17 protein-coding genes are annotated in these 20066 nt (G+C 66.2%); 14 read left to right on the top strand and 3 right to left on the bottom strand.

The window, feature by feature from the left end; all coding sequences use genetic code 11:
- The first annotated feature begins 17 nt into the window (after positions 1-17).
- Positions 18-1088, top strand: a complete 1071-nt coding sequence (locus tag ASD15_RS04000) for a collagen-binding domain-containing protein (RefSeq protein ID WP_057153415.1) — start codon at positions 18-20, stop codon at positions 1086-1088.
- On the opposite strand, the gene ASD15_RS04005 is transcribed toward ASD15_RS04000, so the two are convergent.
- Together ASD15_RS04005 and ASD15_RS04010 are read right to left on the bottom strand one after the other, a co-directional pair.
- Positions 1039-1743 (bottom strand): TetR/AcrR family transcriptional regulator, encoded by a 705-nt coding sequence (locus tag ASD15_RS04005; RefSeq protein WP_057153416.1) that lies wholly within the window; start codon positions 1741-1743, stop codon positions 1039-1041. The two genes, ASD15_RS04000 and ASD15_RS04005, sit on opposite strands and share 50 nt — an antisense overlap.
- A gap of 11 nt (positions 1744-1754) precedes the next feature.
- The gene (locus ASD15_RS04010) at positions 1755-3128 is read right to left on the bottom strand and encodes a PLP-dependent aminotransferase family protein (RefSeq protein WP_373888161.1); all 1374 of its coding nucleotides are present in this window, start codon (positions 3126-3128) and stop codon (positions 1755-1757) included.
- Between ASD15_RS04010 and ASD15_RS33055 the strand changes: the two genes are divergently transcribed.
- Genes ASD15_RS33055 through ASD15_RS04070 form a run of 13 tightly spaced genes read left to right on the top strand, consistent with a single transcriptional unit; the run spans position 3016 to position 19603 of the window.
- Positions 3016-3390: a hypothetical protein gene (locus tag ASD15_RS33055; protein ID WP_229418070.1), complete on the top strand. Its 375-nt coding sequence runs from the start codon at positions 3016-3018 to the stop codon at positions 3388-3390. The two genes, ASD15_RS04010 and ASD15_RS33055, sit on opposite strands and share 113 nt — an antisense overlap.
- A 17-nt stretch (positions 3391-3407) precedes the next feature.
- The gene (locus ASD15_RS04015; protein ID WP_057153418.1) at positions 3408-4724 is read left to right on the top strand and encodes an aspartate aminotransferase family protein; all 1317 of its coding nucleotides are present in this window, start codon (positions 3408-3410) and stop codon (positions 4722-4724) included.
- A gap of 32 nt (positions 4725-4756) precedes the next feature.
- A complete protein-coding gene (gene ald, locus ASD15_RS04020; RefSeq protein WP_057153419.1) occupies positions 4757-5872 on the top strand; it encodes an alanine dehydrogenase in 1116 nt (371 codons plus the stop codon).
- A 14-nt stretch (positions 5873-5886) separates the two neighbouring features.
- Positions 5887-7389 (top strand): CoA-acylating methylmalonate-semialdehyde dehydrogenase, encoded by a 1503-nt coding sequence (locus tag ASD15_RS04025; protein ID WP_057153420.1) that lies wholly within the window; start codon positions 5887-5889, stop codon positions 7387-7389.
- A 37-nt stretch (positions 7390-7426) separates the two neighbouring features.
- The gene (locus ASD15_RS04030) at positions 7427-8794 is read left to right on the top strand and encodes an NAD(P)-dependent oxidoreductase (RefSeq protein ID WP_057153421.1); all 1368 of its coding nucleotides are present in this window, start codon (positions 7427-7429) and stop codon (positions 8792-8794) included.
- The gene (gene preA / locus ASD15_RS04035; protein WP_057153422.1) at positions 8794-10074 is read left to right on the top strand and encodes an NAD-dependent dihydropyrimidine dehydrogenase subunit PreA; all 1281 of its coding nucleotides are present in this window, start codon (positions 8794-8796) and stop codon (positions 10072-10074) included. Before ASD15_RS04030 ends, preA begins: the two co-directional genes overlap by 1 nt.
- Before the next feature lie 48 nt (positions 10075-10122).
- Positions 10123-11607, top strand: a complete 1485-nt coding sequence (locus ASD15_RS04040) for an NCS1 family nucleobase:cation symporter-1 (RefSeq protein ID WP_057153423.1) — start codon at positions 10123-10125, stop codon at positions 11605-11607.
- A 19-nt stretch (positions 11608-11626) separates the two neighbouring features.
- On the top strand, positions 11627-13021 hold the full coding sequence (gene hydA, locus ASD15_RS04045) for a dihydropyrimidinase (RefSeq protein ID WP_057153424.1): 1395 nt from the start codon (positions 11627-11629) through the stop codon (positions 13019-13021).
- A gap of 52 nt (positions 13022-13073) precedes the next feature.
- Complete coding sequence (locus ASD15_RS04050; RefSeq protein ID WP_057153425.1) at positions 13074-14312, top strand: Zn-dependent hydrolase; 1239 nt, start codon at positions 13074-13076, stop codon at positions 14310-14312.
- Positions 14309-16027, top strand: a complete 1719-nt coding sequence (locus ASD15_RS04055; protein WP_082551522.1) for a bifunctional diguanylate cyclase/phosphodiesterase — start codon at positions 14309-14311, stop codon at positions 16025-16027. Before ASD15_RS04050 ends, ASD15_RS04055 begins: the two co-directional genes overlap by 4 nt.
- 33 nt (positions 16028-16060) lie before the next feature.
- Positions 16061-17353 carry a paraquat-inducible protein A gene (locus tag ASD15_RS04060; RefSeq protein WP_057153426.1) on the top strand — a complete coding sequence of 431 codons (1293 nt, stop codon included), beginning with the start codon at positions 16061-16063 and terminating at the stop codon, positions 17351-17353.
- Positions 17346-18959, top strand: a complete 1614-nt coding sequence (locus tag ASD15_RS04065) for an intermembrane transport protein PqiB (protein WP_057153427.1) — start codon at positions 17346-17348, stop codon at positions 18957-18959. Before ASD15_RS04060 ends, ASD15_RS04065 begins: the two co-directional genes overlap by 8 nt.
- Positions 18956-19603 (top strand): membrane integrity-associated transporter subunit PqiC, encoded by a 648-nt coding sequence (locus ASD15_RS04070; RefSeq protein ID WP_057153428.1) that lies wholly within the window; start codon positions 18956-18958, stop codon positions 19601-19603. Before ASD15_RS04065 ends, ASD15_RS04070 begins: the two co-directional genes overlap by 4 nt.
- A gap of 34 nt (positions 19604-19637) precedes the next feature.
- Here the strand turns inward: ASD15_RS04070 and ASD15_RS04075 are convergent, their stop codons facing one another.
- Complete coding sequence (locus tag ASD15_RS04075; RefSeq protein WP_057153429.1) at positions 19638-20051, bottom strand: TerB family tellurite resistance protein; 414 nt, start codon at positions 20049-20051, stop codon at positions 19638-19640.
- Between the last annotated feature and the right edge of the window lie 15 nt (positions 20052-20066).

Raw genomic sequence — 20066 nt, forward strand, 5'->3', positions numbered from 1 at the left:
TGCGAAAGAGCCCACATATGCCGTTTCGTCCCGTTTTTACCACGCTCCTGCTCGCCATTGCCGGCATGGCGTCCACTTCCGCCCACGCGGTCTCGCTGTCGTCGTCGGACATCCTGAAGCAGTTTAATACTGTTGTGCTCGGCAGCGCCACGTCCAGCTCGCATACCGACGGCCGCACTTACATCGGCGGCGCGCTGTCGGGCGGCGACTACGTGCAGCACATCAACGACACGCCGGCTTCCAGCTACGCCGGCCTGACCGTGGCGGGCTCGGCCAGCAACGTCAAGGTCAACGGCCTGGGCGCGGTGATCGGCGGCGGCCTGAGCAACTCCACCGTCAACAAGGGCGGCAGCGTGGTGCTGGGCGGCGTCAGCAACAGCAACCTGAACGGCGCGGCCTACATCGAGGGCGCCAGCAGCGGCAATTTCAACGGCGGCAAGCTGGCCACGCCGGACGAAGCAATGGTGGCCAACCTGGTCGCCTCCACCTCCACCAACTTCGGCAGCGTGCTGGGCGGGCTGTCCAGCAGCCTGAAGACCCTGGGCAGCACCGGCAGCAGCGTCACCTTCGACGGCAACCTGGCCATTTTCAACGCCGTGGCCAACGCCAGCGGCGTGGCCGTGTTCGACCTGACCGCGATCGACACCGTGCTGTTCTCCAAGGGCGAGTTCCGCTTCAACCTGAACGGCGCCAGCAGCGTGGTCCTGAACACCGACGTCAAGAGCGCCAACATCAGCGCCAATTTCCTGGGCGGCGCGGCGCAGCAGTACGGCAGCAAGCTGCTGTGGAACTTCTACAACGCCACCGACCTGACCATCAACAACCAGTGGGGCGGTTCGCTGCTGGCCACCAGCGCCTATCTGACCAACAACCAGAACATCGAAGGCGGCGTGTTCGTCAACGGCCTGGACCAGCGCGGCGAAATCCACCTGCAAAGCTTCACCGGCAAGCTGGGCGGCGGTGACGGCGCAACGGGCAGCCCTGCGGCCAGCGTGCCGGAACCGGGCGGCATGGCGCTGTTCGCGGCCGGCCTGGGCATCATGGGCCTGCTGTCGCGCCGCGTGCGCCGCCAGCCGCTGGCAGGCTGATCGCCGCCAGCACCATGCGCACGATGGTGTCCTCGCCATCGTCGTAATCCTTGCGGGTGAGCTGCTTCTTGTCCAGCGCCAGCGCCATCTGCGCCGAGAAGTCGGCGTAAGACTGCGTCATTGCCCAGATCATGAAGATCAGGTGGGTGGCGTTCAGCGGCGCGATGCGTCCCGCCGCGATCCATTTTTCAAACACCGCGATATCCTTGCGCAGCAGCGGCACCACGCGGTTCTTGATCTGCTCCCCGTACAGCTGCGCGCCGCCGATGATCTCCATCGCATAGACCCGGGACGCCCATGGCTGCTCGCGCGAAAAGCGCAGCTTGGCCTGGATGTAGGCGCGCAGCACGTCGCGCGGGTCGTGCTGCTCGTCGGCCAGGCTCTCCATGCGTTGCAGCCAGTCGTCCAGCACATCGTCCAGCACGCGCTGGTAGAGCGCCTGCTTGGTGGGGTAGTAGTACATCAGGTTCTGCTTGGACATCTGCGCCGCATCGGCAATCGCGGCGATGGAAGTGCCCTCGTAGCCGCATTCCGCGAACATGCGCACCGCCACGGCGGCGATGTCCGCTTCCAGCCTGTCGCGGTTGATCACGCGGCGCTTGCTCTTGGGAGCGGCCGCGAGGCCGGGAAGCACATTCAGTTTGGCTGCTGGCATGGCTTTTTCTTTCAACTTGGTCGAACCGATTGCAGGAACTGGCGCAGCTGCGGGCTGTCGCTGTAGGCGGCGTTGAAACGGAACCAGATGCTGGTGCACGGGCGCAGCATGAAAAACTCGCCCGGCGAGAGCAGGATGCCGGACTTCAGCGCCAGGTCGGCAATGGTCCTGCCGTTCATGTCCGCCGTCGCTTCCCGCTCCCAGCCGGCGCTGACGAACATGCCGCCGCGCGGCTGCGCCAGCGGCCGCATGCCGGCCGCAGCCAGGTTCTCGACGCTGCGCCGGCGGCCTTCGTCCAGCTCGCCGGCCAGCTTCTCCACCATGCGCCGGTAGGGCCGCGCGGTGATCGCGTGGAACACGGCGCGTTCATTGATCTCGGAGGTGGTCAGCCCGGCCAGCATCTTCACGCGCAGCAGTTCCGGCAGCAGCGAGTTGGAGGCCGAGATGGAACCGACCCGCAGCACCGGCGACAATGTCTTGGAAAAGCTGCCCACGCGGATCACCCGGCGCAGCCCGTCCATGGCCGCCAGCGAAGCCTCGCCGCGCTGGGTCAGCTCGCGGTAGATGTCGTCCTCCACCAGCCAGAAGTCGAACTGCTCGGCCAGTGCCAGCAGGCGGTGCGCCTGCGCGTGCGTGAGCGAGGTGCCGAGCGGGTTTTGCAGCACCGTGTTGACGAACATCAGCTTGGGGCTGTGGGCCCTGGCCTGCTCGGCCAGCGCCGCCATGTCCAGGCCGTTGGCGTCGCGCGGAATGCCGACGGGGATGCAGCCGTGGTGGCGTATCAGCGACAGCAGGTTGCTGTAGCCGGGGTCTTCCACCAGCACCGTGTCGCCCGGCTTGGTCAGGCTGCGCAGCACCAGGTCGAAGGCGTGGGTGGCGCCGTGCGTGAGCAGGATCTGTTCCGGCTCCACCGGGTACAGCTCGTCGCTCAGCACCGCCGCCATGTGCTGGCGCAGCGTGGGGAAGCCGAGCGGGTGGCCATAGCCGCGCAGGCGGTTGGCGGGAATGCGCATGGCCTGGCGCACCGCGTCCAGGATGGTGTCCTCGCCGTACCACTCGGGCGGCAGCCAGCCGGCGCCCACCGGCAGCGCTTCGGACACGCCGGAATACAGTTCGGGCGTGAGCGCGTCGATGTGCACCGGGGCGGGGTGGTGGGGCTGCGGCAGCAAGGTGGCGGGCACGTCCTGGCGGGCCACGAAATAGCCGGAGCCGCGCCGCGAGGAGAGCAGGCCGAGCGTGACCAGGCGGTCGTAGGACTCGACAACTGTAAAGGTGGACACGCCATTACACTTTGCGAATTGTCTAACCGACGGCATTTTGGTGCCGATGCGCAACTCCCGCCGCGCTACCATGGCCGTGATGGCGGAAACGATCTGGTCCACCAGGCTGCCTTTGCGCGTCCGCTCTATGGACAGCACGGGCCAGCCGCCGCCCTCGCCGGGGCCGCAGCCTTGCGCCTTTGCCGATGCCGTGCTTGCCGCCTCATCCATTCATTGGTTTCCAAATAAAGTTATTACAAAACTGTATCGTTTTTGTGACCTGTACGGTTGGCTGGTTTTGCTGATTGTGTATCTGTGCCATAGTGAAGCTGCTGACTATTATTGCACCATGATTTTGCCAACTGGTAAAGATTTTTACGGTTTGTAAAAAATAAGGAGAAATGCATGAACGAGTCCCGCCCGGCATCCATGTCGTCTTTCTGGATGCCCTTTACGAACAACCGCGATTACAAGGCCAATCCGCGCCTGCTGGTGTCGGCCGAAGGCGTCTACTACAAGGACGTGGACGGCAACGCCATCCTGGACGGCACGGCCGGCCTGTGGTGCGTTCCCTGCGGCCACGCGCAGCCCAAGATCGTGGCGGCGGTGCGCGAGATGATAGGGCAGCTCGATTTCGCGCCCACCTTCCAGATGGGCCATCCCGCCGCCTTCGACCTGGCCGAGCAGCTGATGGAATACACCAGCCACAAGTTCGGCCACGTGTTCTACACCAACTCCGGTTCCGAGGCGGTGGACACGGCGCTCAAGATCGCGCTGGCGTACCACAAGGCGCGCGGCGAGGCGAGCCGCACCCGTTTGATCGGCCGCGAGCGCGGCTACCATGGCGTGGGCTTCGGCGGCATCTCGGTGGGCGGCATCGCCGGCAACCGCAAGCCTTACGGCGTGATGCTGCCCGGCGTGGACCACCTGCCGCACACGCACAACCTGGAGAAGAACGCCTACACGCGCGGCGAGCCGGAGCACGGCGCCAACCTGGCCGACGAACTGGAGCGCATCGTGGCGCTGCACGACGCGTCCACCATCGCGGCGGTGATCGTGGAGCCGGTGGCCGGTTCCACCGGCGTGCTGATACCGCCCAAGGGCTACCTGAAGCGCCTGCGCGAGCTGTGCACCAAGCACGGCATCCTGCTGATCTTCGATGAAGTGATCACCGGCTTCGGCCGCCTCACCACGCCGTTCGCGGCCGACTACTTCGGCGTCGAACCGGACATGATGACCACCGCCAAGGGCCTGACCAACGGCGTGATTCCGATGGGCGCGGTGTTCTCCAAGAAGTTCATCCACGACGCGTTCATGGAAGCGCCGGCCGGCATCGAGCTGTTCCACGGCTACACCTATTCGGGCCACCCGGTGGCCTGCGCCGCCTCGCTGGCGACGCTGCAGGTGTTCAAGGAACAGAACATCCTGGAGCACGCCAAGGGCATCCAGCAATACTGGGCCGACGCGGTGCATTCGCTGAAAGGCCTGCCGCACGTGATCGACATCCGCAGCATCGGCCTGATCGCCGGCATCGAGCTGGCGCCGATCGAAGGCAAGCCGGGCACGCGCGCCTTCAACGCGTTCAAGAAGGCTTTCGCGGACGGCATCCTGATCCGCACCACCGGCGACATCATCGCGCTGTCGCCACCGCTGGTGTTCGAGAAAAAACATATCGACGAGCTGTTCGAGAAGCTGGCGAAGGTGCTGAAAAACCTGGACTAAAACTGTACGGCTAAACCCACAAGGAGACAGTCATGCTAGTAGGCGTACCGAAAGAGATCAAAAATCAGGAATCCCGCGTTGGCCTTACCCCGGCCAGCGTCAAGGAGCTGGTCCTGCGCGGACACCAGGTGCTGGTGCAGAAGAACGCAGGCGCGGCCATCGGTCTGACCGACGCGATGTACGAGGGCTCGGGCGCTTCCATTCTCGATACGGCGGCGGAGATCTTCGCGCGCGCGGAGATGATCGTCAAGGTGAAGGAGCCGCAGCCGCAGGAATGCGCCATGCTGCGCGAAGGCCAGATCCTGTACACCTACCTGCACCTGGCTCCCGACCCGGAGCAGACCCGCGCGCTGGTGAAATCCGGCGCGGTCTGCCTGGCGTATGAAACCATCACCGGCCCCAACGGCGGCTTGCCGCTGCTGGCGCCGATGAGCGAAGTGGCGGGCCGCATGGCTATCCAGGCCGGCGCCGCGCACCTGGAGAAATCCAAGGGCGGCATGGGCCTGCTGCTGGGCGGCGTGCCGGGCGTGGCGCCGGGCCACGTGGCCATCATCGGCGCCGGCGTGGTGGGCACCAATGCGCTGCAGATCGCGGTAGGCATGGGGGCGCGCGTGACGGTGCTCGACAAAAGCGTGGACCGCCTGCGCCAGCTCGACCTGGTGTTCGGCAACCGCGTTTCCACCATGTACTCGAACGCGCACACCATCGAAGAAGCGGTGCTGGACGCGGACCTGGTGATCGGCGGCGTGCTGGTGCCCGGCGCGGCAGCACCCAAGCTGGTGACCAAGGACATGATTTCGCGCATGAAGAAGGGCGCGGTGGTGGTGGACGTGGCCATCGACCAGGGAGGCTGCTTCGAAACCTCGCACGCCACCACGCACGAGCAGCCCACCTTCATCGTGGACGGCGTGGTGCACTACTGCGTGGCGAACATGCCGGGCGCGGTGGCGCGCACCTCCACCTTCGCGCTGAACAACGCCACCATCGGGCATGCCGTGGCGCTGGCCGACAAGGGCTGGAAGCGCGCGCTGCAGGCGAACCCGCATTTGAAGAACGGATTGAACGTTTGCCAGGGCCATGTCACCTATGAAGCGGTGGCGCACGGCCTGGGCTATCCCTATATTTCGGCCGACTCGCTGTTGGCCTGACCGGAGCAAGCAGCATGAGTAATCTCGACACCATCACCCATTACATCAACGGCGCCAAGGCCGACACGCAAAGCGGCCGTTACGCGGACGTGTTCAATCCCGCGCTGGGCGAACCGGTTGCGCGCGTGGCGCTGGGTACGGCGGAGGAAGTGGACGCGGCGGTGCAAGCCGCAGCAGCAGCCTTCCCCTCCTGGTCCGCTACGCCGCCGCTGACGCGCGCGCGGGTGCTGTTCAAGTACCTGCAGCTGTGCCAGCAGCACACCGACGAATTCGCCGCCATGCTCACCCGCGAGCACGGCAAGACCTTCAGCGACGCGCAGGGCGAAGTGGCGCGCGGTATCGAGATGGTGGAGTTCGCAGTCGGCATCCCGCAACTGCTGAAGGGCGAATTCACCGACCAGATCTCGCGCGGCATCGACGCCTGGTCCATGCGCCAGCCGCTGGGCGTGGTGGCCGGCATCACGCCGTTCAACTTCCCCGTGATGGTGCCGATGTGGATGTTCCCGGTGGCCATCGCCTGCGGCAACACCTTCGTGCTCAAGCCGTCCGAGCGCGACCCGTCGCCGTCGCTGCTGCACGCCAGGCTGCTGAAGGAAGCCGGCCTGCCGGACGGCGTGTTCAACGTGGTCCAGGGCGACAAGGTGACGGTCGATGCGATCCTGGACCATCCGGTGGTGCAGGCGGTGAGCTTCGTCGGCTCCACGCCGATCGCCGAATACATCTACGCGCGCGGCAGCGCAAGCGGCAAGCGCGTGCAGGCCCTGGGCGGCGCCAAGAACCACATGGTGGTGATGCCGGACGCGGACATGGACATGGCGGTCGATGCGCTGATGGGCGCGGCCTACGGCTCGGCCGGAGAGCGCTGCATGGCGATCTCGGTGGTGGTGGCCGTTGGCGACGCGGGCGACAAGCTGGTGGGCGCACTGAAACAGCGCACCGCCGCACTGAAAGTACGCGACGGCATGGAGGCAGGCGCTGAAATGGGGCCCGTGGTCACCAGCGCGGCCAAGCAGCGCATCGAGCGCCTGATCGGCGAAGGCGTGGAGCAGGGCGCCACGCTGGTGGTGGACGGCCGCGACTTCAAGGTGCCGGGACGCGAGAACGGCTTCTTCGTCGGCGGCACCCTGTTCGATCACGTCACCTCCGACATGACCATCTACAAGGAAGAAATCTTCGGCCCCGTGCTGTGCGTGATGCGCTGTCCGGACGTGGTGCACGCGGTTGAACTCATCAACGCCAACGAGTATGGCAACGGCGTGGCCATCTTCACCCGCGACGGCGGCGTGGCGCGCGAATTCGTGCGCCAGATCCAGGTCGGCATGGTGGGCGTGAACGTCCCGCTGCCGGTGCCGATGGCCTTCAACAGTTTCGGCGGATGGAAGCGCAGCCTGTTCGGCGACCATCACGCCTACGGTCCGGAAGGCGTGCGTTTCTACACGCGCCACAAGGCCGTGATGCAGCGCTGGCCCAACACCGCCAGTGCTGGCGCGGAATTTGCATTTCCGCAGATGAAGTGACTTTTTCGGAGTCTGGATAAAAACACGGGATAACAACATGATCGCCACACTGACTCATTTACCGCAGCCGAAAGCCACGAACGCCGAGTTGGGCGAGCACTTCACCGACCTGGCGCCGCCGCTCAACGCGCGCCAGGCGGCGATTGAAAGCGCACGCTGCCTGTATTGCTACGACGCGCCGTGCACGCGCATCTGCCCGTCCGAGATCGACGTGGCCAGCTTCATCCGCAACATCCACGACCACAACGTGAATGGCGCGGCGGTCGGCATCCTGAAGCAGAACATCCTCGGCGGCAGCTGCTCGCGCGTCTGCCCCACCGAGATCCTGTGCGAGGACGCCTGCGTGCGCAACCACGACGCGGAAGGACAGCCGGTGAAGATCGGCCTGCTGCAGCGCTACGCGCTCGACAACATGACCATCACCGGCCATCCCTTCCAGCGCGCGCCGTCCACCGGCAAGACGATCGCCGTGGTGGGCGCCGGCCCCGCAGGCCTGTCCTGCGCGCACCGCCTGGCCATGCTGGGCAACGACGTGGTGATCTACGAGGCGCAGGAGAAGTCCGGCGGCCTGAATGAATACGGCATCGCCAAGTACAAGCTGACCAACGACTTCGCGCAGAAGGAAGTGGAGTTCCTGCTCGGCATAGGCGGCATCGAAGTGCGCCACGGCCAGACCCTGGGCGGCAACCTGCAACTGAAAGACCTGCACGCGCAGTACGACGCGGTGTTCCTGGGCCTGGGCCTGGGCGCGTCGCGCCGGCTGGGCCTGACCGGAGAGGATGCGCCTGGCCTGCTGGCGGCCGTGGACTATATCTCCGGGCTGCGCCAGGCCGCCGACCTGAGCAAGCTGCCGGTGCCCAAGCGCGCCATCGTGATCGGTGCGGGCAATACTGCCATCGACATGGCGGTGCAGATCCAGCGCCTGGGCGCGGAGGAAGTCACGCTGGTGTACCGGCGCGGCTTCGAGGACATGAGCGCCACGCCCCACGAGCAGGAAATCGCCAAGGCCAACCAGGTGCGCATGCGCACCTGGGCCGCGCCGCAGCAGGTGCTGCTGGACGGCGACGGCAAGGTGTGCGGCATGCGCTTCGAAAACACCGTGCTGGAGAACGGCCGCCTGATCGGTACCGGCGTCACCTTCGAGCTGCCGGCCGACGCGGTGTTCAAGGCCATCGGACAGAGCATGGACGACGCCAGCCTGGCCGACGCCATGGCCTCCACCATTGCCCGCGACGGCGACAAGATCCACGTGGACGGTCATTACCGCACCGTGGTGCCCGGCGTGTACGCCGGCGGCGACTGCGTGGCGCCGGGGCAGGACCTGACGGTGCAGGCGGTGCAGCACGGCAAGCTGGCCGCGCAAGCGATTCATCACGACATCCTTAACAAAGTGGAGGCTGCATAATGGCCGATCTGAGCGTCAACTTCTGCGGCATCAAATCGCCCAACCCGTTCTGGCTGGCCTCCGCGCCGCCGACCGACAAGGCGTACAACGTGGTGCGCGCATTCGAGGCAGGCTGGGGCGGCGTGGTGTGGAAAACACTGGGCGAGGATCCCGCCGCCGTCAACGTGTCGTCGCGCTACTCGGCCCACTACGGCAAGAACCGCGAGGTCCTGGGCTTCAACAACATCGAGCTGATCACCGACCGCTCGCTGGAGATCAACCTGCGCGAGATCACCGAGGTGAAGAAGGCCTGGCCGGACCGCGCCATCGTGGTCTCGCTGATGCTGCCGTGCGAGGAAAAGCTGTGGGCCGACATCCTGCCGCTGGTGGAAGCGACCGGCGCGGATGGCATCGAGCTGAACTTCGGCTGCCCGCACGGCATGCCCGAGCGCGGCATGGGCGCGGCCGTGGGCCAGGTGCCCGAATACGTGGAGATGGTGACGCGCTGGTGCAAGACGCACAGCAGGCTGCCGGTGATCGTCAAGCTCACGCCCAACATCACCGACGTGCGGGCGCCGGCGCGCGCCGCCAAGGCCGGCGGGGCGGACGCGGTGTCGCTGATTAACACCATCAACTCCATCACGCACCTGGACCTGGACCGCATGGTGGCTTTCCCGGCGGTGGGCAACGCCAGCACGCACGGCGGCTACTGCGGCTCGGCGGTCAAGCCGATTGCGCTGAACATGGTGGCCGAGATCGCGCGCGATCCGCAGACCCGGGGCTTGCCGATCTCGGGCATCGGCGGCATCGGCAACTGGCAGGACGCGGCCGAGTTCATCGCGCTGGGCGCAGGCTGCGTGCAGGTGTGCACGGCGGCCATGCTGCACGGCTTCCGCATCGTCGAGGAAATGAAGGACGGGCTGTCGCGCTGGATGGACGAGAAGGGCTACAAGAATGTCGGCGAATTCATGGGCAAGGCGGTGCCCAACACCACCGACTGGAAATACCTGGACATGAACTATCAGGTGATCGCGCAGATCAACCAGGACGAATGCATCAAGTGCGGGCGCTGCTACGTGGCCTGCGAGGACACCTCGCACCAGTCCATCGCGCAGCTGATCGACGCGGCGGGCGTGCGCACCTACGAGGTTATCAAGGAGGAATGCGTGGGCTGCAACCTGTGCGAGATCACCTGCCCGGTGCAAGGCTGTATTACCATGGTGCCGCAGGATACCGGCAAGCCGTACATGAACTGGACGCAGGATCCCCGCAACCCGCGCCGCGAAGTCAAAGCTGCGTAACCCGCCTTACAAATCCGCCAAAGAGCGCAACTTCCCGGGAGAGATGCAGTGAACAATGATTTGTCCGGCAGCACCCAACTCTGGAACGAAGACCTGGCCCCCACCAGCGCCGCCCAGCGCACCTGGCGCTGGTACCACTTCGCCGCGCTGTGGGTCGGCATGGTGATGTGCATCCCGGCCTACACGCTGTCGGCCAGCCTGATCGAAGGCGGCATGTCGGCTTACCAGGCCGTGTTTACCGTGTTCATCGCCAACGCCATCGTGCTGTTGCCGATGCTGGCCATCGGCCACGCCGGCACCAAGTACGGCATACCGTACGCGGTGCTGGCGCGCGCTTCCTTCGGCACCTCCGGAGCGCGGCTGCCGGCGCTGATGCGCGCCATCGTCGCCTGCGGCTGGTACGGCATCCAGACCTGGTTCGGCGGCCAGATGATCTACACGCTGATCGGCGTCATGCTGGGCGGCGAGATCGGCGGCCAGAAGATCGCCGGCCTGGGCATCAACGGCATGCAGCTGCTGTGCTTCCTGGCCTTCTGGGCCATCCAGTTCTGGTACATCGTGCACGGCATGGACGCCATCCGCAAGCTGGAAACCTACACCGCCCCGCTGAAGATCCTGATCTGCTTCGTGCTGCTCGGCTGGGTGTACCAGAAGGCCGGCGGCTTCGGCCCGCTGCTGGACCAGCCATCGCAGTTCGTCGAAGGCGGCAAGAAGGCCGGCCAGTTCTGGTCCACCTTCTGGCCCTCGCTGACGGCCATGGTGGGCTTCTGGGCCACGCTGGCGCTGAACATTCCCGACTTCACCCGTTTTGCCAAGACCCAGCGCGACCAGCTGTTGGGCCAGAGCGTGGGCCTGCCGGTGCCCATGGGATTGCTGGCCGCGCTGGCGGTGATCGTCACGTCGGCCACGGTGGTCCTGTACGGCAAGGCGATCTGGGATCCGGTGGACCTGGCCAGCCGCATGACCGGCGTGGCGGTGCTGGTGGCGCTGATCATCCTGCTGATCGATACCGTGAGCGTGAACCTGGCGGCCAACCTGGTTGGCCCGGCGTATGACTTCTCCGCGCTGGCGCCCAGGCAGATCAGCTACCGCGCCGGCGGCTACATTACCGCCTCCATCGCCATCGTCATGATGCCGTGGAAGCTGCTGGAGTCCACCCAGGGCTACATCTTCACCTGGCTGATCGGCTACTCGGCGCTGCTGGGGCCTATCGCGGGCATCCTCATCATCGACTACTACCTGATCCGCAAGACGGAGCTCAAGGTGGCGGACCTGTACCGCGAGGACGGCCAGTATTCCTATGGCACGGGGTGGAACACGGCCGCTATCGTCGCCTTCATCCTGGGCGTGGCGCCGAACATTCCCGGCTTCCTGAACGCGGCCTTCCCGGCCTCCTTCCCTGGCGTCGGCGAGGCGTTCAAGACCATCTACACCTATGCATGGTTCGTCGGCATCGCCATCTCGGCGCTGGTGTACGGCGTCCTGATGAAGGGCCGCGCGGCGGCCACGCTGCGGCCGGCCGCACAGCCTTAGACTTTTGGAGAACCACAACATGACCACCATCATTCGCGGCGGCACCGTCGTCAATGCCGACCGGGCGTTCAAGGCCGATGTGCTGTGCTACGGCGACAAAATCGTCGCCGTCGGCGAGAACCTGGATGCGCCGGCGTCGGCCACCGTCATCGACGCCAGCGGCCAGTACGTGATGCCGGGCGGGATAGACCCGCACACGCACATGAACCTGCCCTTCATGGGCACGGTGACGGCCGACGACTTTTTCACCGGCACGGCGGCCGGCCTGGCGGGCGGCACCACCACCATTATCGACTTCGTCATACCCAATCCCCAGCAATCGCTGATGGAGGCCTACCACCAGTGGCGCGGCTGGGCGCAGAAGGCGGCCGGCGACTACACCTTCCACGTCGCCATTACCTGGTGGGACGAGAGCGTGCACCGCGACATGGGAACGCTGGTGCGCGGCCACGGCGTGAACAGCTTCAAGCACTTCATGGCCTACAAGAACGCCATCATGGCGGACGATGAAACGCTGGTGAAGAGCTTCCGCCGCTGCCTGGAACTGGGCGCGATACCGACCGTGCACGCGGAAAACGGGGAACTGGTGTACCAGCTGCAGCAGGACCTGATCCGGCAGGGGCTGACGGGACCCAGTTCGCATCCCCTGTCGCGCCCGCCCGCCGTGGAAGCGGAGGCGGCCAACCGCGCCATCGCCATTGCGGACGTGCTGCACACGCCGGTGTACATCGTGCACGTGTCGTGCCAGGAATCGCTGGAGGCCATCACGCGGGCGCGCGCCAACGGGCAGCGCGTGTACGGCGAGGCGCTGGCTGGCCACCTGATCATCGACGACAGTGTCTACCAGAGCGAGGATTTCGCGTTCGCGGCGGCGCACGTGATGAGCCCTCCGTTCCGCAGCAAGCAGCACCAGGCCGCGCTGTGGCACGGCCTGCAAGGAGGCAACCTGCACACCACCGCTACCGACCACTGCACCTTCTGCGCCGGGCAGAAAGCCGCCGGCAAGGACGACTTCAGCAAGATCCCGAACGGTTGCGGCGGCGTGGAAGACCGCATGGCGGTGATCTGGGACGCGGGCGTGAACACCGGCCGCCTGACGCCGTCCGAGTTCGTCAAGGTGACCTCGGCCAATGCGGCGCAGATCTTCAACATCTACCCGCGCAAGGGCCTGGTCGCGGTCGGTTCGGACGCGGACATCGTGGTGTGGGACCCGCAGGCCACGCGCACCATCTCGGCCAAGACCCAGCACGCCAAGGGCGATTTCAACGTGTTCGAAGGGCGCACCGTGAAGGGCGTACCGACCACCACGCTGGCGGCCGGCAATATCGTCTGGCACCAGGGCGAGCTGCGCGCGAAAGAGGGTGCCGGCCGCCACATCGACCGCCCGGCGTTCAAGCCAGTTACCGCCGCATAAATGCCGGGGTCAGACCCAAGGGGCTGACCCCAGGTTTCTTCAGGAGATCGATATGAGTGAATTACGCGTAAACGGCGAGCGCCTGTGGGCCTCGCTGATGGAACTGGCCAAGATCGGCGCCACCGAAAAAGGCGGCGTCAAGCGCCTGACCCTGACGGACCTGGACAAGCAGGGCCGCGACCTGGTGGTCGGCTGGGCGAAAGAGGCCGGCATGAGCGTCACCATCGACCAGATCGGCAACGTCTTCATGCGCCGCGACGGCCGCAACAACGCGCTGCCGCCCATCATGACCGGCAGCCATATCGACACCCAGCCTACCGGCGGCAAGTTCGACGGCAACTACGGCGTGCTGGCCGGCATCGAAGTGGTGCGCACCCTGAACGACCACGGCGTACAGACCGAAGCGCCGGTCGAAGTGGCCTTCTGGACCAATGAGGAAGGTTCGCGCTTCGTGCCGGTGATGATGGGGTCCGGGGTGTTCTGCGGCGCCTTCACGCTGGAGCATGCCTACGCCGCCAGGGACACCGAGGGCAAGACCGTCGGCGAAGAGCTGGAACGCATCGGCTACAAGGGCGACCAGGTTCCCGGCCAGCACCCCATCGGCGCCTACTTCGAGACCCATATCGAGCAGGGCCCGGTGCTGGAGGACGAGGACAAGGTGATCGGCGTGGTGCCCGCCGTGATGGGGCTGTCGTGGTACGACTGCACCGTCACCGGCATGGAGGCGCACGCCGGGCCCACGCCGATGCACCTGCGCAAGGACGCGATGCAGGTGTCCACCCGCATCATCCAGGAAGTGGTGGCCATTGCAAACCGCTATCCGCCGTACGGACGCGGCACGGTCGGCATGTTGCAGGTTTTTCCCAACAGCCGCAATGTTATCCCCGGCGAGGTCAAATTCAGCATAGACTTGCGTAACGTGAACGACGAACTGCTGAATACCATGCACGAGGAAATGTTGGCCTTCATCGACAAAACCCGCAGCGAAACAGGCCTCGGCATCCAGATCGAGCGGGTTTCCTACTATCCGCCTTGTCCCTTCCACCCGGAATGCGTGGACGCGGTGCGCAGTGCGACGGCCAAGCTGGGCTACTCCACCATGGACGTGGTGTCGGGCGCGGGCCACGACGCCATTTATGCGGCGCGCGTGGCGCCGGCCGGCATGATCTTCGTGCCTTGCAAGGATGGCATCAGCCACAATGAAATCGAGGACGCGAAAGCCGAACACCTCGAAGCCGGCTGCAACGTGCTGCTGCACGCCATGCTGGAGCGGGCAAGAGCCATGCAATGACCAGCGATCCGCGCCCGCCGCCCAGGGATACCGAAGCTCAGCGGCTGGGCGCGCGTCTCGCATCCACGCTCGACAACATCTCGGACGCCTTCCTGATGCTGGACCGGGACTGGCGCCTCACTTTCATCAACCGCGAAGCCGAGCGCCTGCTGCAATGCAAGCGGCAGGAGGTGATCGGCATGAATATCTGGGAAAAATTCCCGGAGGCGGTGGGCGGGCCGTACTACCAGGCCTACCACCAGGCCATCGCCACCCGCAGTTCGGTGCTGTTTGAAGAGTATTACGAACCGCTGGACCTGTGGACCGAGGTGCGTGCCTACCCTTCCGACGAGGGCCTTGCGATCTACTTCCTCGACATCAGCACGCGCAAGGCGCAGGAAGCCGAATTCCACAAACTGGCCTTTTTCGACCGCCTGACCGGCCTGCCCAACCGCCAGCTGCTGGTCGACCGCATCGGCCGTGCGCTGGAACGCTTCAAGCGCAGCCACCAGTGCGGCGCGGTGCTGTTCATCGACCTGGACAACTTCAAGTCCGTCAACGACGCGCGCGGTCACGACAAGGGTGACATGCTGCTGCAGCAGGTGGGCGAACGGCTCAAGCAGTCGGTGCGCGCCAGCGACACCGTGGCGCGCTTCGGCGGCGACGAATTCGTGGTGCTGCTTGAAGAAGTGGGCCAGGGCGGCGAGGCTGCGGCGCAGCACGCGCGCGAGGTGGCCGACAAGATATTGCGCGCCTTCGATACGCCATTTGAGATTGACGGCGTGCAGCACTACAGCACGCCCAGCGTGGGCGTCACCATCATCGACCGCACCAGCGGCAGCACGGACGAGGTGCTGAAGCGGGCCGACCTGGCCATGTACCAGTCCAAGGCTGCGGGGCGCAATACCAGCACCTGGTTCGAGGCCGGCATGGAGCAGCGCGTGGCGGCGCGCGCGGCGCTGGAAGCGGACTTGCGCCAGGCGCTGGGCCAGGGCCAGTTCGAGCTGCACTACCAGCCGCAGTGCGACCTGCGCCTGCAAATGACGGGCGCCGAGGCGCTGCTGCGCTGGCGCCATCCGCAGCGCGGCATGGTGCCGCCGGGCGAATTCATCGCGCTGACCGAGGAAACCGGCATCATCATCCCGCTCGGCAGCTGGGTGCTGCGCACGGCCTGCGCGCAACTGGCGCGCTGGGCGGCCGAGCCGCGTACGGCGGGGCTGCGCATGGCGGTCAACGTCAGCGCGCAGCAGTTCCACCGGCCCGACTTCGTCGAGCAGGTGCTGGCCGCGCTGGCCGAGACCGGCGCTCCGGCGGACCGGCTCAAGCTGGAGTTGACCGAGAGCCTGCTGCTGAAGGACGTCGAGACCACCATCGCGCGCATGGAGCGCCTGCGCGCGGTGGGCGTGGGTTTTTCGCTGGACGATTTCGGCACCGGCTACTCGTCGCTGTCCTATCTGCACCGGCTGCCGCTCGAGCAGCTGAAAATAGACCGCTCCTTCATCTGGGACGCGGGCACCGGGCGCCACGGCAAGGCCATCGTGCACACCATCGCCGGGCTGGGCAAGGCGCTGCGCATCGAGGTGATGGCCGAAGGCGTGGAGACTGCGGCGCAGCTGGCGCTGGTCGAAGAGGGCGGCTGCCACCTGTTCCAGGGCTATTTGTACAGCAAGCCGCTGGCGCCGGAGGCGCTGCAAGCGTTCATCGCACAGGCGGCGCTGGGTGGTTTTCACGTATGATGCAGGCTGGCCCACGCGAGTAAGAATCTGTGCATGCACCGAAATGATCTGATCAGCTGCCATGACTGCGGCTTGCTGCATCGCAGGCATCCGCTCGGACGGCGCGAGAAGGCGCGCTGCGTGCGCTGCGGCTCGGTGCTGTACCGCGGTTCTCCGCCCAATCTGGACCGGATCGCCGCCATCACGCTGGGCGCCGTCATTGTGTTTCTGATCGCCCAGTTCTTCCCCATCGTGCAACTGGATGTCAACGGCTACACCACCAGCGCCACGCTGCTGGGCGCCATCCGCGTGCTGTGGCAGGAGCAGATGCAAGTGGTGGCGGTGAATGTGCTGCTGTTTACCATCGTCTTCCCCGCCATTGAACTGGGCGCGCTGCTGTACGTCACGCTGGCGCTGCGCGCCGGCTATCGGCCGCCGGGCTTCCACCGCCTGCTGCGCGCGGTGCGCAAGGCGCGCCAGTGGGGCATGACCGAGGTGCTGATGATAGGCATCCTGATCACCATCATCAAGATGACCAGCCTGGCGCAGGTAATTGCGCAGCCCGGCCTGTTCGCTTTCGGCGCGCTGACACTGCTGCTGACGGTGGTGGTGTCGTTCGATCCGCGCGCGCTGTGGATTATCGGCGACCGGGTCGATGCGCCCGCTGCGGAGGCGACGGCGCTGCCGGCGGATTCGCCGATGCGCTGCGCGGCCCTGGCCGGCGGCGCCCATCCGCTGGCATGCCACGCCTGCGGCCTGGTGGCCGCCGACAAGGGCGCGCATGGACCGGGCCAGCGGCAGCACTGCGCGCGCTGCGGCAGCACCTTGCACCGCCGGCTGCCGGACAGCATAGGCCGCACCTGGGCGCTGTTGCTGGGCGCGGCCATTCTCTATATTCCCGCCAACCTGCTGCCGGTGATGCACACGCGGTCCCTGTTCGGCAAGGAGGACGACACCATCATCAGCGGCGTGGTCTATTTCTGGAACAGCGGCTCGCCGGCGCTGGCGGCCATTATCTTCATCGCCAGCATCGTGGTGCCGGTGGCCAAGCTGGGCGCTCTGGCGCTGCTGGCGTACACTTCGCAGCGCGGCTCGCGCTGGCGGCCGCGCCAGCGTACTGTGCTGTACCGGATGGTGGAATTCGTCGGCCGCTGGTCGATGCTCGATATTTTCGTCATCACGCTCACGGTGGCGCTGGTGCGTTTCAGTTCGCTGGCCGTCATCACCGCCGGTCCGGGCGCGCTGGCGTTCTGCGCGGTGGTGGTGCTGACCATGCTGGCGTCCATGCAATTCGATCCCCGCCTGATCTGGGATCCTGTACAGAAATCTGGAGAGAACCATGCCTGAACACGAAGGCGAACTTCCCGTTCTACACGAGCCGCAGGTGGAGAAGGCCAGCCGCTGGCTGCCTTCCCTGGTATGGCTGGTGCCGCTGCTGGCGGCGTTGATCGGCCTGGGCCTGGTGGCCAAGTCGGTGCTGGACCAGGGACCGGTGGTGGAGGTGAGCTTCCGCAGCGGCGACGGCCTGGAGGCGGGCAAGACCAAGGTGAAATACAAGGATGTGGACATCGGCATTGTGCGCACCATCGCGCTGCAGGAGGACCTGTCCAAGGTGCTGGTGACGATAGAGATGAGCAAGGAAGCCAAGCGCTTCACGGCGGCCGACACCCGCTTCTGGGTGGTGCGTCCGCGGGTGGGCGCGTCCGGCGTGTCGGGCCTGGGCACCTTGCTGTCGGGCGCCTACATAGGCGTCGATGCCGGCAAGGGCGCGCTGGGCACCGGGAAATTCACGGGGCTGGAGCGCGCCCCGCCGGTGACGGTGGACCAGAAGGGCAGCCAGTTTACGCTGCACGCGGACAGCCTGGGCTCGATCGATATCGGTTCGCCGGTGTTCTACCGCCGCATCCAGGTGGGGCAGGTGATCGATTTCGCGCTGGAGCCCAAGGGCACCGGCGTGAGTATGCGGGTGTTCGTCAACGCGCCGTACGACCAGCACGTGGGCAAGAACACGCGCTGGTGGCACGCCAGCGGGGTGGACCTGCGGCTGGATTCGAGCGGCTTCAAGCTCAATACGCAATCGCTGGCGGCGCTGCTGGTGGGCGGCATCGCGTTCGAGTCGCTGAGCGGGCAGAAGCCGGATGCGGTGGCGCCGGCCGGTTCGGAGTTCCTGCTGGCCGACGACCAGGCCGGCGCCATGCGCGAGCCGGACGGGCAGCCGATATCGAGCGTGTTCTATTTCGACCAGTCGCTGCGCGGCCTGTCGCCTGGCGCCACGGTGGACTTCCGGGGCATCGTGCTGGGCGAGGTGCGCTCGGTGGGCGTGGAGTTCGATCCGAAGAAGAAGAGTTTCCGCATGCCGGTGACGGTGGACCTGTATCCGGCGCGGCTGGGCAAGCGCTTCCAGCAGGCGCTGGCGGCGGACCCCGAGGGCAAGGCCGGTTCAGAGGTGCTGGAGCGCATGGTGAGCCGCGGCTTGCGCGCGCAACTGCGCACCGGGAACCTGCTGACCGGCCAGCTGTATATCGCGCTCGATTTCTTCCCCAATTCGGCGCAGGTAAAGCTGGACGTGGACCAGTATCCGCTGGAGATACCGACGGTGCCGAACAGCCTGGAAGAACTGCAGACGCAAATTGCCAGTATCGCGCGCAAGCTGGACCAGGTGCCGTTCGCGGACATCGGCAACAACCTGAACGCCACGCTGAAGAACGCCAACGCGCTGTTCAGGCAGCTCGACGCGCAAGTGGTGCCGGAAATGAAGGAGACGCTGGGCGCTGCCCGGCAGACCTTCGGTACCGCCGAGCTGCTGCTGCAAAAGGATTCGCCGGTGCAGTCCGACCTGCGCGAAGCGCTGCAGCAGCTGACGCAGACCATGCAGTCGCTGAACGCGCTGTCCGATTACCTGGAACGCCATCCCGAGTCGCTGATCCGGGGCAAGCAAGGAGACAAGAAATGATGCAGTCCTTCCGCAATGCCGCCTGGGTGGCTGGCGCCGCGCTGCTGGCGGGGTGCGCCGGATCGCTGCCGGCCGAGCGTTTCTACAGCCTCTCCGCTGGCGCGGCGCAGGGCGCAGCGCCGGCCGCCGGGCCGGCGTCGGCTGCACCGTTGTACGTCGAACTGCAGGCGGTCACCGTGCCGCAGCAGGTCAGCCGCAACCAGCTGGTGGTGACCAGCGGCGCGGGCAGGGTGGCGTTGCTGGAGCAGGAGCGCTGGGCTGCACCGCTGGCGTCCGAAATCGGGCAGGCGCTGTCGCTGGGCGTGACCGCCGAACTGGGCGCCATCGACGTGTACCGCACGCCGACGCCGGAACAGGCCACGGTCTACCGCGTCAGCACCAATGTGCAGCGGTTTGAATCCGCGCCCGGCCAGTACGCGCTGGTGGATGCCGTATGGAGCGTGCGCAGAATCGGCAGCGGCAGCGGCAAGCTGCTGACTTGCCGCAGCGCCGCCGAGGAAAAGGTCGCGCCGGGCTACGACGCGCTGGTGGCGGGCCACCGCCGCGCGGTCGCGCGCATCGCGGCCGATATCTCGCAGGCTATCCGCGCGATGAACACCGGTGCCGCGCCGGGGTGCCCGGCGGCGGCGCCGGCCTCGCCTTAGGCGGCAGGGCTGGCGGCCGCCGGCCCAATAGGCGCTATTCGGCCAGGTCCGGCTCGGTGATGAAGCGCGATTCGGCCGCCCACACCGCGCAAGCCCGCGCCAGCAGCTTGGCTTCGCCGTCGGCCAGCACGCCGTCGGCATCGGCGATATTCCACATGCCGCGCAGCAGTTCGCGGCGCAGCTCCGAGTCCGTGATATCGGCCAGCAGCATGTCGATGTTGGCCGGGTCCAGTTCGACATAGTCCTGCTTCACACTGCTGCTCAGCAGGTCGTAGCACAGTTCCTGCACCAGGTCATGGAAGGTATCCAGGTCGATGTCGATATGTTCCAGCAGGCGCGAACGTTCCAGCGCGCGCAGCTCGGACGGTGCCATCTGGCCGTCGACCACCATGGCCAGCGCCAGGATACGGCCCGCCGCGCTGGCGCTGTTTGGCATGTAGTGTCGCATTGTGTTGCTCCTTCT

The sequence above is a fragment of the Massilia sp. Root351 genome (assembly GCF_001425045.1).
GTDB lineage: Bacteria > Pseudomonadota > Gammaproteobacteria > Burkholderiales > Burkholderiaceae_D > Rugamonas.

What these genes read in the sequence shown, in the direction of transcription:
- ASD15_RS04000 (WP_057153415.1), top strand. Translation starts at nt 18, where the DNA reads ATGCCGTTTCGTCCCGTTTTTACCACGCTCCTGCTCGCCATTGCCGGC.
- ASD15_RS04005 (WP_057153416.1), bottom strand. Translation starts at nt 1,743, where the DNA reads ATGCCAGCAGCCAAACTGAATGTGCTTCCCGGCCTCGCGGCCGCTCCC.
- ASD15_RS04015 (WP_057153418.1), top strand. Translation starts at nt 3,408, where the DNA reads ATGAACGAGTCCCGCCCGGCATCCATGTCGTCTTTCTGGATGCCCTTT.
- ald (WP_057153419.1), top strand. Translation starts at nt 4,757, where the DNA reads ATGCTAGTAGGCGTACCGAAAGAGATCAAAAATCAGGAATCCCGCGTT.
- ASD15_RS04025 (WP_057153420.1), top strand. Translation starts at nt 5,887, where the DNA reads ATGAGTAATCTCGACACCATCACCCATTACATCAACGGCGCCAAGGCC.
- ASD15_RS04030 (WP_057153421.1), top strand. Translation starts at nt 7,427, where the DNA reads ATGATCGCCACACTGACTCATTTACCGCAGCCGAAAGCCACGAACGCC.
- preA (WP_057153422.1), top strand. Translation starts at nt 8,794, where the DNA reads ATGGCCGATCTGAGCGTCAACTTCTGCGGCATCAAATCGCCCAACCCG.
- hydA (WP_057153424.1), top strand. Translation starts at nt 11,627, where the DNA reads ATGACCACCATCATTCGCGGCGGCACCGTCGTCAATGCCGACCGGGCG.
- ASD15_RS04050 (WP_057153425.1), top strand. Translation starts at nt 13,074, where the DNA reads ATGAGTGAATTACGCGTAAACGGCGAGCGCCTGTGGGCCTCGCTGATG.
- ASD15_RS04055 (WP_082551522.1), top strand. Translation starts at nt 14,309, where the DNA reads ATGACCAGCGATCCGCGCCCGCCGCCCAGGGATACCGAAGCTCAGCGG.
- ASD15_RS04060 (WP_057153426.1), top strand. Translation starts at nt 16,061, where the DNA reads ATGCACCGAAATGATCTGATCAGCTGCCATGACTGCGGCTTGCTGCAT.
- ASD15_RS04065 (WP_057153427.1), top strand. Translation starts at nt 17,346, where the DNA reads ATGCCTGAACACGAAGGCGAACTTCCCGTTCTACACGAGCCGCAGGTG.
- ASD15_RS04070 (WP_057153428.1), top strand. Translation starts at nt 18,956, where the DNA reads ATGATGCAGTCCTTCCGCAATGCCGCCTGGGTGGCTGGCGCCGCGCTG.
- ASD15_RS04075 (WP_057153429.1), bottom strand. Translation starts at nt 20,051, where the DNA reads ATGCGACACTACATGCCAAACAGCGCCAGCGCGGCGGGCCGTATCCTG.